This window comes from Pseudomonas viciae, from assembly GCF_004786035.1.
Classification (GTDB): Bacteria; Pseudomonadota; Gammaproteobacteria; order Pseudomonadales; family Pseudomonadaceae; genus Aquipseudomonas; species Aquipseudomonas viciae.
Window position 1 is genome coordinate 1977261 of sequence record NZ_CP035088.1, and the last position, 12787, is coordinate 1990047.

A 12787-nucleotide genomic window follows, 5' to 3' on the forward strand; every position below is an offset into this window, starting at 1 on the left:
TTACCATGCACGTACTGGTCTGCGAAGACGATGAGTTGATCGCCAGCGGGATCGTCGCCGGGCTCACGGCCCAGTGCCTGACTGTCGAGCACGTCGCCACGGCATCGGCGGCGCGGGCGATGGTCGGCGTGGCCGAGTTCGACGTCATGGTGCTGGACCTCGGGCTGCCCGACGAGGATGGCCTCAAATTGCTCAAGCAACTGCGCCAGCAAGGCCTGGAGATTCCGGTGCTGATCCTCACCGCCCGGGACTCGGTGACCGACCGGGTCGACGGCCTGCAGGCCGGTGCCGATGACTATCTGCTCAAACCCTTCGACCTGCGCGAACTCGCCGCGCGCCTGCACACGCTGCTGCGGCGTGTGGCGGGGCGCAGCGTCAATCTGATCGAGCATGGCCGCCTGACCTACGACCCCAGCAGCCGGGAAACCACGCTGGGTGGGCAGCCAGTGGATTTATCCCGTCGGGAGCAGTCACTGCTGCAAGCGCTGTTGCACAACCGCGGCCGGGTGCTGTCCACCGAGCAACTCAAGGACAGCGTCTACGGGTTCAATGACGAGCTGGAAAGCAATGCCCTCAACGTCCACATCCATCACCTGCGGCGCAAACTCGGCAACGGGATTGTCGAGACGGTGCGCGGGCTGGGTTATCGCCTGGGGCCGGCCGACGGCGGGGAATCTTCCAAGTGATGAGCCTGCGACTGCGCCTGAGCCTGACCCTCGGCGCGGCCTTCGCCCTGATCTGGGCCTTGGCCGCGGCGTGGATGCTCAGCGACCTGCGCAACCAGATGATGTTCTCCCTCGACCAGCGCCTGGTGGCCTCGGCGCGGATGGTCGCCGGCCTGCTGGAACAGCTGCCGCCGTTGTCCAGCAAGGGTGAAGGCACGCATTTGAGTGCAGAGCAATTGAGCATTCCCGGGGGCATGGCCTGCCAGGTCAGCTCCTTGCGCGGCGAGATTCTGGCCCGCAGCCACGGCACTCCGGAACAAGTCCTGGAAGCCGAGAAGATGGGCTTTCGCGACCAGATGATCGACGGTGCGCCCTGGCGCAGCTTCACCCTGGCCCGAGGCGATCTGCGCATTACCACCGCCGACCGCCAGATCGAACGCGAAGCGCTGAACATGTCGATACTGCTGGCGGCCTCGGTGCCGGTGGGCGTGGCGTTGCTCGGATGCCTGTGCTTGCTTTGGCTGGGCACCGGCCAGGGGCTGGCGCCGCTCAATCGCATGCGCGATGCGCTGATGCGGCGCAATGCCGATTCCCTGGAACCCTTGCAGATTCATCCGCTGCCCAGCGAGTTGCGGCCACTGTTGGAAACCCAGAACCAGCTGTTCCAACGCATCGGCAAGACCATTGAGCGTGAGCGTCGGCTGACTGGCGATGCCGCCCACGAACTGCGCAGCCCGTTGACGGCGATCAAGACCCACCTGCAGGTGGCGCGCATGACCGAAGGCGCCGCCCGCGACCAATCCCTGGCCCGGGCCGAGGAGGGCGCCGACCGTTTGCATCGCACGCTCGAGCAGTTACTGTTGCTGGCCCGTGTCGAAGGCAGCCTGTCGTTCGACGATGGTGTGCAGTGCAACGCCGAGCAGGTTGCGCGCCTGGCGATTCAGGACGCGGCCAGCAGTGATTCCCGGCGGATCAAGCTGCACGTATCCCCCGGGTTGTCCGACGCCCCGGTGCAGATGCCGGCGGTGCTCTCCATCGCCGCCTTGCGCAATCTGCTGGACAACGCCCTGCGCCACACCCCGGCAGATACCGATGTGGAGCTGAGGCTGGAGATGATCGGCCAGCGCGTGCGTTTCCAGGTCCGTGACCATGGCCCTGGCATTGCTGCCGACGATATCCAGCACCTGACCCAACGCTTCTGGCGCAATGGCCAGAGCACCGGCTGCGGGTTGGGGCTGGCGATCGTCCAGGCCATCGTCCAGCGTTGCGGCTGCGGCCTGCATTTCGACAGCCGCCCTGACGGGCTGCGGGTCGAGTTGACGATGCCGGTGCAGGTGTTGCCGGGTTAGTCCCCTGTAGAAATAGAGCTTTGCTCCCACAGGCTCTGCTATGTACATCTGCTGTAACGACCTGCCATTGGCGCGCCCACCTGATCCGGGTCTATGTTTTTTCAGCTCGACTCAAGGACTGAGGAAAACCGCGCCATGGACACGCTCATCGAAATCAGCACGGCCTCGCCCAGCGATGCCGGCATCATCAGCCGCATCGCCGAACGCTCGATCCGGGTCGGTTGCGCCGTCGAACACCGTAACGATCCGCGCATCGTGGCGGCCTGGACCCGCAACAGCGCCCTTTCCCAGATCCAGCCCTGGCTGGTCGACCCGAGGTTACGCCTGACCCTGGCGCGTTTGCAGGGGCGGCCGGTGGGCACCGCCATGGCCTCGGTCAATGGCCGGATTGCGTTCTGCTACGTGCAACCGGAATGGTTTCGCCGCGGTGCCGGACAGGCACTGGTGCGCGACATCGAGGCCTGGCTGCAGGCGCGTGGGGTGGTTCAGGTGCGACTCAACAGCACCCGCACCAGCCATGCGTTCTACCGGCACCTGGGATTCGAGCAAAGCGCCGAGGCCTTCGCCATCGGCGGCGTCATGGCTATTGCCATGCACAAGCCGCTGATCGACCCCGCCGGGAATGTTCGGCCCGAGGGTAAATCCTTGCCGCGTTGATGCGTTTCCACAACAGGAAACCTGCACGTGCGCCCCAACCGGATGCGCACCTGCCCGGTGTGTCATTGGGTCACCACTTCAATGTATTGCGGGGTCGAGAGATGTCAGTCGCCAACAGCCTTATCGAAGCACAGCCGGCCCGGATCAGCGCCGCGCCGGTCGAGACGCTCTACCGGTTCAATGAATCGCCACTGCTGGCCCGCCAGAGCCGCCAGGAGTCCAACGCCCGCAGCTATCCGCGACGCATTCCCCTGGCCCTCAAGCGTGCCAAGGGGTTGTATGTCGAGGACGTCGAAGGGCGTACCTTCATCGACTGCCTGGCCGGGGCTGGCACGCTGGCGCTGGGGCATAACCACCCGGTGGTGATCGCGGCGATCCAGCAAGTGCTGGCCGATGAGCTGCCTTTGCACACCCTGGACCTGACCACGCCGGTCAAGGATCGCTTTGTCCAGGACCTGTTCGGCCTGTTGCCGGCGGGCCTGGCCGACGAGGCGAAGATCCAATTCTGCGGCCCCACCGGCACCGACGCGGTGGAAGCCGCGCTCAAGCTGGTGCGCACTGCCACCGGGCGCAGCACCGTGCTGTCGTTCCAGGGCGGCTACCACGGCATGAGCCAGGGGGCTTTGAGCCTGATGGGCAGCCTGGGGCCGAAGAAACCCCTGGGCGCCTTGCTCAGCAGCGGCGTGCAATTCATGCCATACCCCTACGATTACCGTTGCCCGTTCGGGCTGGGCGGCGCCGAGGGGGTGAAGGCCAATCTGCATTACCTGGAAAATCTGCTGAATGACCCCGAGGCCGGCGTGCAATTGCCCGCGGCGGTGATCGTCGAAGTGGTGCAGGGCGAGGGCGGGGTGATCCCGGCTGATCTGGATTGGCTGCGTGGCTTGCGGCGCATTACCGAGCAGGCCGGCGTGGCGCTGATCGTCGACGAAATCCAGAGCGGTTTCGGCCGCACTGGCAAAATGTTCGCGTTCGAACATGCCGGGATCATCCCGGACGTGGTCGTGCTGTCCAAGGCCATCGGCGGCAGCCTGCCGCTGGCGGTGGTGGTTTATCGTGACTGGCTTGACACCTGGCTGCCGGGTGCTCATGCCGGAACCTTTCGTGGCAATCAAATGGCCATGGCCGCCGGTTCCGCGGTGATGCGCTATCTGGTTGAGCACAACCTGCCCGCCCATGCCGCCGCCATGGGCGAGCGCTTGAGCGAACACCTATACATCCTGCAGCGGGACTTCCCGCAACTGGGCGACATTCGCGGTCGCGGTTTGATGCTCGGTGTCGAACTGGTGGACCCGACGGGTAAGCCAGATGCCCAGGGCCATCTGCCGGTGCATGCACGACTGGCGCCACGCCTGCAGCGTGAATGCCTCAAGCGTGGCCTGATCCTGGAATTGGGCGGCCGTCAGGGCGGTGTGGTGCGTTTCCTGCCACCGCTGATCATCACAGCGGCGGAAATCGATCGGGTCGCCGAGATCTTCGGACGCGCCTTGAAGGCTGCCGTCGCCGACGCCTAATTTTCAGCCGGCCCCGTACGTTCCTTTCATATCCTGGCTGCGCATGTGTTGCAGCAAACCTCGAGCAAAGATGGAGAGACACCCATGACTTCAGTATTCGACCGCGAGGACATCGTCTTTCAGGTCGTGGTCAACCACGAAGAACAGTATTCGATCTGGCCCGACTACAAGGCCGTTCCCGAAGGCTGGCGCACCGTCGGCAAAAGCGGCTTCAAGAAGGAATGCCTGGCCTACATCGAAGAAACCTGGACCGACATGCGCCCGTTGAGCTTGCGCAAGAAGATGGAAGAGCAGGCGGCTGCGATTCATTGAGTGTAGAACCTGTGGCAGCAAGGAGGCTTTTCACAGGACGGCTGCGGGAGGATGCAGATCTTGCAGCCACATCGAAACCCATGGGGGAGCGAGCAAGCTCGCTCCCCCATTAGGGGCCGGCGTTGTTGGTTATTGTCCCATCAAAAAATCAATCAACGCCCGTGCAGCCGCCGGCAATTGTCGATGGGGCGGGTAGATGATTGAAAACGGTCGGCTGCGCCCGCCAACGTCCTCCAGCAACGCCACCAGTTCCCCTCGCTCGATTCGCTCCCGGACGATGAAGTCATAGGTCTGGCAGATCCCCATCCCGGCCTGGGCCAGGGATACGATACCCAGCACATCGTCGGACACCTGGACATTGCCCGCTGGCAGCCATTCCCGATCTTCATGGTTTATGCGAAACAGCCAGGGTGCGATGCGTCCGCTGCTGGGCATCACGAAGGGCAGGCAGACGTGGGTGGCCAGTTCGTCGAGGTGCCGGGGCGTTCCGGCGCGTTCCAGGTATTGCGGCGCGGCCACCAGGCAAAGGCGGGCGTCTTCGAGCTTGCGGCCGACCAGTCCGCTGTCCGGCAGCGGCCCGAGACGGATCGCCAAGTCATACCCCTCAGCCACCAGATCGACATTGCGGTTGGTAATGCTCAGCTCGACCCGCACCTGTGGAAAAGCCTGGCCGAAGCACGACAGCAGCGATGGCAGGCGGTAATGGCCGTAGGTGGTCGGCACGCTCAGGCGTACGCGACCGGACAAGACGCCGTCCTGGCCCTGGATTCGCCGTTCGACATCGTCAATCAGGGCAAAGGCCGAGCGCGACTGTTCCAGGTACAAGGCCCCGGCATCGGTCAGGTTCAGCCGCCGGGTCGTGCGTCGTAGCAGTTGCACCCCGAGCCGGGCTTCGAGGCGGGAGATGGCGCGGCTCAGGACCGAAGGCGTGGTCCCCAGCGCCACGGCACCGGCGCTGAGGGTGCCTTTTTCCACGACCGTGACAAAGGCTTCCACGTCGGCCAGGTAATCAAATCGACGGGGCATTGTTGCCTCCAGAGGCCAGGTGATGTTCCGAGGCGCCAGTTTATCGCCGGTAAGCGCATCAATACAGTGAGCGCCTCTTTTATCGAAGCGTCCTGGAGTCATCATGAAAAAGCTCACGACCTTGGCAACATCGGTTGTTCTGGCAGGCATCAGTGTCGCGGCCCATGCCGATAACGTGCTGGTGGTCCTGTCCGATTCCGATCATCTGGATCTGAAAAATGGCAAGGTCTTCTCCACCGGGTTTTACCTCAACGAATTGCTGCAACCGGTGAAACTGTTGCTGGATGCCGGTCACCAGGTGACGTTCGCGACGCCCGAGGGCAAGGCGCCGACGCTGGACCGGTCCTCGGTGGACAAGATGTACTTCAATAACGACTCGGCGGAGCTGGAGCGCTATCAGGCGTTGCTGGCGCAGTTGAAGATCACGTCGGCCAAGGACTCGCCGGTAGTCAGCCTGGCCCGTGCCGAGCAGATCGGCCTGGAGCAGTTCGACGCCCTGTACATCCCCGGCGGGCATGCACCGATGCAGGATTTGCTCACGAGCGCCTCATTGGGGCGGGTGCTGACGCACTTCCACGACCAGGGCAAGACCACCGCGCTGGTTTGCCACGGACCAATAGCGTTGCTCTCGACCCTGCCCGATGCCAAGGGCTTCACTGGCCAGTTGGCCACCAATGGCCAGGCCTCGGCCCAGGCCGATTGGATCTACGCGGGGTACAAGATGACGGTGATCAGCAATCAGGAAGAAGAGCTGGCCAAGGGGCTGCTGGGCGGCGGAAACATGAAGTTCTATCCGCAAACCGCGCTGGAGCAGGCGGGTGGGCACTACAGCAGCAATACCTCGCCGTGGACGTCCCATGTGGTAACGGATCGGGAGTTGATCACGGGCCAGAACCCGGCGTCGGCGGTGGCGGTGGGGCAGGCGTTGCTCAAGCGGTTGAAGCGCTGACCCAGGAACACCCTAGCTTTCCTTGTGGGAGCGGGCTTGCTCGCGATAGCGGCGGATCAGCAACATTGATGCCGGCAGACACTCCGCAATCGCGAGCAAGCTCGCTCCCACAGGGACTGTTGGTTTATTTGAACCGCCGCTCCACCCCTTTCTCCACCAGAATCTTCGCCGAAATCTCTTCCACGGAAAAATGCGTGGAATTGATATGGGGAATGTTCTCCCGCCGGAACAGGTTTTCCACCTCGCGCACTTCGAATTCGCACTGGGCGTAGCTCGAATAGCGGCTGTTGGGTTTGCGTTCGTTACGGATCGCGGTGAGGCGGTCCGGGTCAATGGTCAGGCCGAACAGCTTGTGCTGATGGGCGCGCAGGGCGCTGGGCAGTTGCAGGCGCTCCATGTCGTCTTCGGTCAGTGGATAGTTGGCTGCACGGATGCCAAATTGCATCGCCATGTACAGGCACGTCGGCGTCTTGCCACAGCGCGACACCCCCACCAGGATCAGGTCGGCCTTGTCGTAATAATGCGTGCGGGCGCCGTCATCGTTGTCCAGGGCGAAGTTGACCGCCTCGATCCGCTCCATGTAATTGGAGTTGTGGCCAATGGAATGGGACTTGCCGACCGAGTAGGACGAGTGCTCGCTCAGTTCCTGCTCCAGGGGCGCCAGGAAGGTGGAAAAAATGTCGATCATGAAACCATTGGACGTTGCGAGAATCTCACGGATGTCCTGATTGACGATGGTATCGAAGATAATCGGACGAAAACCGTCGGTTTCGGCGGCTTTATTGATTTGCTGTACCATGGCCCGCGCTTTGTCGACGTTGTCGATGTACGGACGTATGAATTTGGCGAAGGTAATGTTTTCGAATTGCGCCAACAGGCTTTGGCCTAGCGTCTCGGCCGTGATGCCGGTGCCGTCGGAGATAAAGAAAGCAGATCGTTTCATTTGCGCCTTGGGCCTTAAGCTAGTGACGATTCTTGGATATGATAGGCGCGATTTGCTGGCCGCCAGTGGTCCGCATTCTCACTTATTTTCCAGGTCCAGGCCATATCGCCGGCAATCGCTCCCCTGGAGCCGTCGGTGCCTTGAGCTTTTCCAACACAGTTAGTGGAGAGATCACCTTGGTAGAGTACGTAGTTTCCCTCGATAAGCTCGGCGTCCATGATGTGGAGCATGTGGGGGGCAAGAACGCATCCCTGGGCGAGATGATCAGTAACCTCGCCGGTGCCGGCGTATCGGTGCCAGGTGGCTTCGCCACGACCGCTCAGGCTTATCGTGACTTTCTGGAACTGAGTGGCCTGAACCAGCAGATTCACGATGCGCTCGATGCCCTGGACGTCGATGACGTCAATGCCCTGGCCAAGACCGGTGCCCAGATCCGCCAATGGATCATGGAAGCCGAGTTCCCCGAGAAACTGAACGCCGAAATCCGTACCGCATTCGCCAAGTTGTCCGAAGGCAATCCCGACATTGCCGTCGCCGTGCGCTCCTCGGCCACCGCCGAAGACCTGCCGGATGCCTCCTTCGCCGGCCAGCAGGAAACCTTCCTGAACATCCGTGGCGTGGAAAACGTCATCCGTGCCGCCAAGGAAGTCTTCGCCTCTCTCTTTAACGACCGTGCCATTTCCTATCGCGTGCATCAGGGCTTCGACCATAAGCTGGTCGCCCTGTCCGCCGGTGTGCAGCGCATGGTCCGCTCCGAAACCGGTACCGCCGGCGTGATGTTCACCCTCGACACCGAATCGGGTTTCCGTGACGTGGTGTTTATCACCGGCGCCTACGGCCTGGGTGAAACCGTCGTGCAGGGCGCGGTGAACCCGGATGAGTTCTACGTCCACAAGGGCACGCTGGAAGCCGGTCGTCCAGCGATCCTGCGGCGCAACCTGGGCAGCAAAGCCATCAAGATGATCTACGGCGACGAAGCCAAGGCCGGTCGTTCGGTGAAAACCGTCGACGTGGACAAGGCCGAGCGCGCACGTTTCTGCCTGAGCGACGCCGAAGTCAGCGAGCTGGCCAAGCAGGCGATGATCATCGAGAAGCACTACAAGTGCCCGATGGACATCGAATGGGCCAAGGACGGTGACGACGGCAAGCTGTACATCGTGCAGGCCCGTCCGGAAACCGTGAAGAGCCGCACCCAGGCCAACGTCATGGAGCGCTACCTGCTCAAGGAAACCGGCACTGTGCTGGTGGAAGGCCGTGCCATCGGCCAGCGCATCGGCGCCGGCAAGGTGCGGATCATCAAGGACGTCTCGGAGATGGACAAGGTCCAGGCCGGCGACGTACTGGTCTCCGACATGACCGACCCGGATTGGGAACCGGTGATGAAGCGTGCCAGCGCCATCGTCACCAACCGTGGCGGGCGCACCTGCCACGCGGCGATCATCGCCCGTGAACTGGGCATCCCGGCTGTGGTGGGTTGCGGCAACGCCACCCAGTTGTTGAAAGACGGCCAGGGCGTGACCGTTTCCTGCGCCGAAGGCGATACCGGTTACATCTTTGAAGGCGAGCTGGGCTTCGACATCAAGAAGAACTCCGTCGATGCCATGCCGGACCTGCCGTTCAAGATCATGATGAACGTCGGCAACCCGGACCGCGCCTTTGACTTCGCGCAGTTGCCCAACGCTGGCGTGGGCCTGGCCCGCCTGGAATTCATCATCAACCGCATGATCGGCGTGCACCCCAAGGCGCTGCTGAACTACGACGGCCTGCCGCAGGAAATCAAGGACAGCGTCGACAAGCGCATTGCCGGCTACGACGATCCGGTCGGTTTCTACGTCGAGAAGCTGGTGGAGGGTATCAGCACCCTGGCGGCGGCATTCTGGCCGAAAAAGGTCATCGTGCGCCTGTCGGACTTCAAGTCCAACGAATACGCCAACCTGATCGGCGGCAAGCTTTACGAGCCGGAAGAAGAAAACCCGATGCTGGGCTTCCGTGGGGCCTCTCGCTACATCAGCGAATCGTTCCGTGACTGCTTCGAGCTCGAGTGCCGTGCCCTCAAGCGCGTGCGTAACGTGATGGGCCTGACCAACGTCGAGATCATGGTGCCGTTCGTCCGTACCCTGGGCGAAGCGAGCCAGGTCGTCGACCTGCTGGCGGAAAACGGCCTGGCCCGTGGCGACAATGGCTTGCGCGTGATCATGATGTGCGAGCTGCCGTCCAACGCGATCCTGGCTGAAGAGTTCCTCGAGTTCTTCGACGGTTTCTCCATCGGTTCCAACGACTTGACCCAGCTGACCCTGGGCCTGGACCGTGACTCCGGGATCATCGCCCACCTGTTTGACGAGCGGAACCCGGCGGTCAAGAAACTGCTGGCCAATGCCATCGCTGCCTGTAACAAGGCCGGCAAGTATATCGGCATCTGCGGCCAGGGCCCTTCGGACCACCCGGACCTGGCCAAGTGGCTGATGGAGCAGGGCATCGAAAGCGTTTCGTTGAACCCCGACTCCGTGCTGGAAACCTGGTTCTTCCTGGCTGAGGGTCAGGCTGCGGTCTGATTGAGTGAAGGGGCCTCACCGGTGATGTAAGCCGGGTAACCTTTGTGGGAGCGAGCTTGCTCGCGATAGCGGAGTGTCAGCCAAGATTATTTTTGCTGATCCACCGCAATCGCGAGCAAGCTCGCTCCCACAGTCGTCTTTTTTTGTGCAAGAGCATTATGCAAAGCAGCAGCAACCTATTTCCTGTCGCCCTGATCAGCGCCGAACGGCGTGGTGATCTGAGCGAAGACGTCTATCGTTTGAAGCCTGGCAACAGCCCGGACTACAGCGTTGAGCTGGCCGTTACCCGATTGGGCATGGCCGATGGCAGCGATATACGCGGCGTTCCGGTGATTCTGTTGCACGGCAGCTTTTCCAACCGACGTTTCTGGTACTCGCCCAAGGGCCTGGGCCTGGGGGCGTACCTTGCCCGCCTGGGGTTTGATGTCTGGATTCCCGAGATGCGCGGCCACGGACTGTCCCAGCGTAACCAGGGCTATCGCAACAACCGCGTGGCCGACTACGCCCGTTACGACTTGCCCGCCATCGGTGCCTTCGTGCGTGAGCAGAGCGGGCAGGTGCCACACTGGATCGGTCATTCCCTGGGAGGCATCACCCTGGCAGCAGCCCTGGGCGGCCACTACCTGGGCGAGCCTGCGGTGGCTTCAGTGGCGCTTTTTGGCACCCAGGTCAGCCGCACCTACTGGCCGCTGAAGATCCCTCCGGTGGAGTGGAGCGGACGCTTCATCCTCAAGCGGTTTGCCCAATTGTCTGGTTCACGGCTCAAGCGCGGCCCCGAGGACGAGCCCATCGGGCTGGCCCTGGAGAGCATGCGATGGTACGGCCTGTTCGGACGTTTCGGCGATGCCGAGAAGAACTGGTGGGCCGGATTGGCCGATGTCCAGGTGCCGGTGCTGGCGGTGAGTGCCACGGGTGATCACCAGGACCCGACCTGGGCCTGCCGCAAACTCTTCGACCAGATCGGTTCCGAGCACAAGCAGTTTGTCTGCCTGGGCCGGGAGCAGGGTTTCAAGGGTGATTTTGGCCACGTCGAGATGCTGGTCAGCAAAGCCGCACAGGCTGAGGTCTGGCCTTTGGTCGCGCGCTGGCTGCAGGATCAGCAGGCGCCGTTGCTGGAAAGCTTGCCCGCCCTGGCCGAGGCGGTTTAAGCGAAAGGCTCTGACGGGGGCATTTCGCTCTGGTCGGCTTGCGGCTAAGATATGACGCGTTACGCGGTTCCGGTCACAAACGGTTGCTCATTCAGTCTGACGTTCCAGCCTTCCAGGAGTTGTTCGATGAACCATTACCTCACGCCCGACCTGTGCGACGCCTACCCAGACCTGGTGCAGGTGTTGGAACCGATGTTCAGCAATTTCGGTGGCCGCGATTCCTTCGGCGGCGAAATCGTGACCATCAAGTGCTTCGAGGACAACTCGCGGGTCAAGGAGCAGGTTGAGCTCAAGGGCAACGGCAAGGTGTTGGTGGTCGACGGCGGTGGCTCCCTGCGCCGGGCGTTGCTGGGCGACATGCTGGCCGAAAAAGCCGCGAAAAATGGCTGGGAAGGGCTGGTGATCTACGGTTGCATCCGCGACGTCGATATCATCGCCCAGACGGATCTCGGGGTTCAGGCCCTGGCCAGTCATCCGATGAAAACCGACCGGCGTGGCGTCGGCGAACTCAATGTGCCGGTGACCTTTGCCGGTGTGACGTTTCGTCCGGGTGAATATGTCTATGCGGACAATAACGGCGTGATCGTCTCGCCGAGCCCGCTGAAGATGCCTGAATGAAGCGCCAGCTATAAGGGATGAGGATGTTCGAGGAAGAAAACGCGCAATGGGGGCTGGTGCATGCCCTGGTGCTGGACGGTAAAGGCGGCGCGCGTTCCATAGCCCGGACTGAACTCGATGATTTGCAGTTGCAGGCCCATGAAAGCCTGTGGCTGCACTGGGATCGCAGTCATCCGCAAACCCACACCTGGCTGCGCAAATCCAGCGGCCTGAGCGAATTCAACTGCGACCTGTTGCTTGAAGAGAACACCCGGCCGCGGCTGTTGCCGTTGCCCAACGCCGAGCTGCTGCTGTTTCTCAGGGGGATCAACCTCAACCCGGGTGCTGAGCCGGAAGACATGGTCTCGGTGCGCATCTTCGCGTCCGCCCAGCGGGTCATCTCCCTGCGCCTGCGTCCATTGCGCGCCACCGATGAGCTGCTGGCGCAATTGGCCGAGGGCAAGGGACCGAAAACCGCGTCGGAACTCATCCTCTATATGGCGCAATACCTCACCAACAAGGTGCAGGATCTGGTCACTTGCCTCTCTGAAATCGTCGATACCGAGGAAGAAAAACTCGATACCGACGAACGGTATACCCCTGAGCACGACGCCATTTTGCACATCCGTCGAAGGGCCGCCGGGCTGAAGCGATTCCTGGCGCCACAACGGGACATCTTCGCTCAGATGACTCGGCTTAAATTGCCGTGGTTTGTCGACGACGATGGCGACTACTGGAATGAATTGAACAACAGCCTGACCCGTTATCTCGAAGAGCTGGAATTGACTCGAGAGCGCGTGGGGCTTGTGCTGGAGGCCGAAGACCGGCGTCTTTCGGTACGCATGAACCGCACGATGTACCGCTTTGGCATCATCACCGGGATTTTCCTGCCGATGAGTTTTCTCACCGGCCTTTTGGGCATCAACGTCGGCGGTATTCCGTTCTCCGCGAGCCCTTACGGCTTCATGGTCGCTTGCTGCTTGATGGTCTGCGTGGCCCTGGGGCAGTGGTGGTTATTCCGCCGTTTGCGCTGGGTGTGATGGGGTTTCATGTGACCCGACGAAATTTGATCGCG

Annotated in this window: 12 protein-coding genes; 10 read left to right on the forward strand and 2 right to left on the reverse strand. The window is 62.1% G+C overall.

From position 1 onward, the window contains the following. The first annotated feature begins 5 nt into the window (after positions 1-5). The 5 genes from EPZ47_RS09060 to EPZ47_RS09080 all read left to right on the forward strand — a co-directional run bounded on the left by EPZ47_RS09060 (position 6) and on the right by EPZ47_RS09080 (position 4497). Positions 6-686 carry a response regulator gene (locus EPZ47_RS09060; protein WP_135844465.1) on the forward strand — a complete coding sequence of 227 codons (681 nt, stop codon included), beginning with the start codon at positions 6-8 and terminating at the stop codon, positions 684-686. Next, a complete protein-coding gene (locus EPZ47_RS09065; RefSeq protein ID WP_135844466.1) occupies positions 683-2014 on the forward strand; it encodes an ATP-binding protein in 1332 nt (443 codons plus the stop codon). Before EPZ47_RS09060 ends, EPZ47_RS09065 begins: the two co-directional genes overlap by 4 nt. Before the next feature lie 135 nt (positions 2015-2149). Continuing rightward, complete coding sequence (locus tag EPZ47_RS09070; RefSeq protein ID WP_135844467.1) at positions 2150-2671, forward strand: GNAT family N-acetyltransferase; 522 nt, start codon at positions 2150-2152, stop codon at positions 2669-2671. Positions 2672-2772: 101 nt separating this feature from the next. Continuing rightward, positions 2773-4185: an aspartate aminotransferase family protein gene (locus EPZ47_RS09075; protein ID WP_135844468.1), complete on the forward strand. Its 1413-nt coding sequence runs from the start codon at positions 2773-2775 to the stop codon at positions 4183-4185. A gap of 84 nt (positions 4186-4269) precedes the next feature. Next, entirely contained in the window at positions 4270-4497 is a 228-nt protein-coding gene (locus tag EPZ47_RS09080) for an MbtH family protein (RefSeq protein WP_135844469.1), read from the forward strand. Positions 4498-4626: 129 nt separating this feature from the next. On the opposite strand, the gene EPZ47_RS09085 is transcribed toward EPZ47_RS09080, so the two are convergent. Then, on the reverse strand, positions 4627-5523 hold the full coding sequence (locus EPZ47_RS09085; protein WP_135844470.1) for a LysR family transcriptional regulator: 897 nt from the start codon (positions 5521-5523) through the stop codon (positions 4627-4629). Positions 5524-5626: 103 nt separating this feature from the next. On the opposite strand from EPZ47_RS09085, the gene EPZ47_RS09090 reads away from it, so the two are divergent. After that, positions 5627-6472, forward strand: a complete 846-nt coding sequence (locus EPZ47_RS09090; protein ID WP_135844471.1) for a type 1 glutamine amidotransferase domain-containing protein — start codon at positions 5627-5629, stop codon at positions 6470-6472. Positions 6473-6596: 124 nt separating this feature from the next. On the opposite strand, the gene ppsR is transcribed toward EPZ47_RS09090, so the two are convergent. Then, the gene (gene ppsR, locus EPZ47_RS09095; RefSeq protein WP_014337326.1) at positions 6597-7415 is read right to left on the reverse strand and encodes a posphoenolpyruvate synthetase regulatory kinase/phosphorylase PpsR; all 819 of its coding nucleotides are present in this window, start codon (positions 7413-7415) and stop codon (positions 6597-6599) included. A 176-nt stretch (positions 7416-7591) separates the two neighbouring features. On the opposite strand from ppsR, the gene ppsA reads away from it, so the two are divergent. The 4 genes from ppsA to EPZ47_RS09120 all read left to right on the forward strand — a co-directional run bounded on the left by ppsA (position 7592) and on the right by EPZ47_RS09120 (position 12752). Further along, positions 7592-9967, forward strand: a complete 2376-nt coding sequence (gene ppsA, locus EPZ47_RS09105; RefSeq protein ID WP_135844473.1) for a phosphoenolpyruvate synthase — start codon at positions 7592-7594, stop codon at positions 9965-9967. A 158-nt stretch (positions 9968-10125) separates the two neighbouring features. After that, complete coding sequence (locus tag EPZ47_RS09110; protein WP_135844474.1) at positions 10126-11115, forward strand: alpha/beta fold hydrolase; 990 nt, start codon at positions 10126-10128, stop codon at positions 11113-11115. Positions 11116-11241: 126 nt separating this feature from the next. Then, positions 11242-11733, forward strand: coding sequence for a ribonuclease E activity regulator RraA (rraA, locus tag EPZ47_RS09115; protein ID WP_135844475.1), 492 nt, complete (start codon positions 11242-11244; stop codon positions 11731-11733). 23 nt (positions 11734-11756) lie between these two features. Further along, on the forward strand, positions 11757-12752 hold the full coding sequence (locus EPZ47_RS09120) for a zinc transporter ZntB (protein ID WP_135844476.1): 996 nt from the start codon (positions 11757-11759) through the stop codon (positions 12750-12752). The last annotated feature ends 35 nt before the right edge of the window (positions 12753-12787 follow it).

Excerpts from the sequence above, each read along its gene's own strand:
- EPZ47_RS09075 (WP_135844468.1), top strand. The coding sequence starts at position 2,773 with ATGTCAGTCGCCAACAGCCTTATCGAAGCACAGCCGGCCCGGATCAGC.
- EPZ47_RS09085 (WP_135844470.1), bottom strand. The coding sequence starts at position 5,523 with ATGCCCCGTCGATTTGATTACCTGGCCGACGTGGAAGCCTTTGTCACG.
- EPZ47_RS09080 (WP_135844469.1), top strand. The coding sequence starts at position 4,270 with ATGACTTCAGTATTCGACCGCGAGGACATCGTCTTTCAGGTCGTGGTC.
- EPZ47_RS09060 (WP_135844465.1), top strand. The coding sequence starts at position 6 with ATGCACGTACTGGTCTGCGAAGACGATGAGTTGATCGCCAGCGGGATC.
- EPZ47_RS09070 (WP_135844467.1), top strand. The coding sequence starts at position 2,150 with ATGGACACGCTCATCGAAATCAGCACGGCCTCGCCCAGCGATGCCGGC.
- rraA (WP_135844475.1), top strand. The coding sequence starts at position 11,242 with ATGAACCATTACCTCACGCCCGACCTGTGCGACGCCTACCCAGACCTG.
- ppsR (WP_014337326.1), bottom strand. The coding sequence starts at position 7,415 with ATGAAACGATCTGCTTTCTTTATCTCCGACGGCACCGGCATCACGGCC.
- EPZ47_RS09120 (WP_135844476.1), top strand. The coding sequence starts at position 11,757 with ATGTTCGAGGAAGAAAACGCGCAATGGGGGCTGGTGCATGCCCTGGTG.
- EPZ47_RS09110 (WP_135844474.1), top strand. The coding sequence starts at position 10,126 with ATGCAAAGCAGCAGCAACCTATTTCCTGTCGCCCTGATCAGCGCCGAA.
- EPZ47_RS09090 (WP_135844471.1), top strand. The coding sequence starts at position 5,627 with ATGAAAAAGCTCACGACCTTGGCAACATCGGTTGTTCTGGCAGGCATC.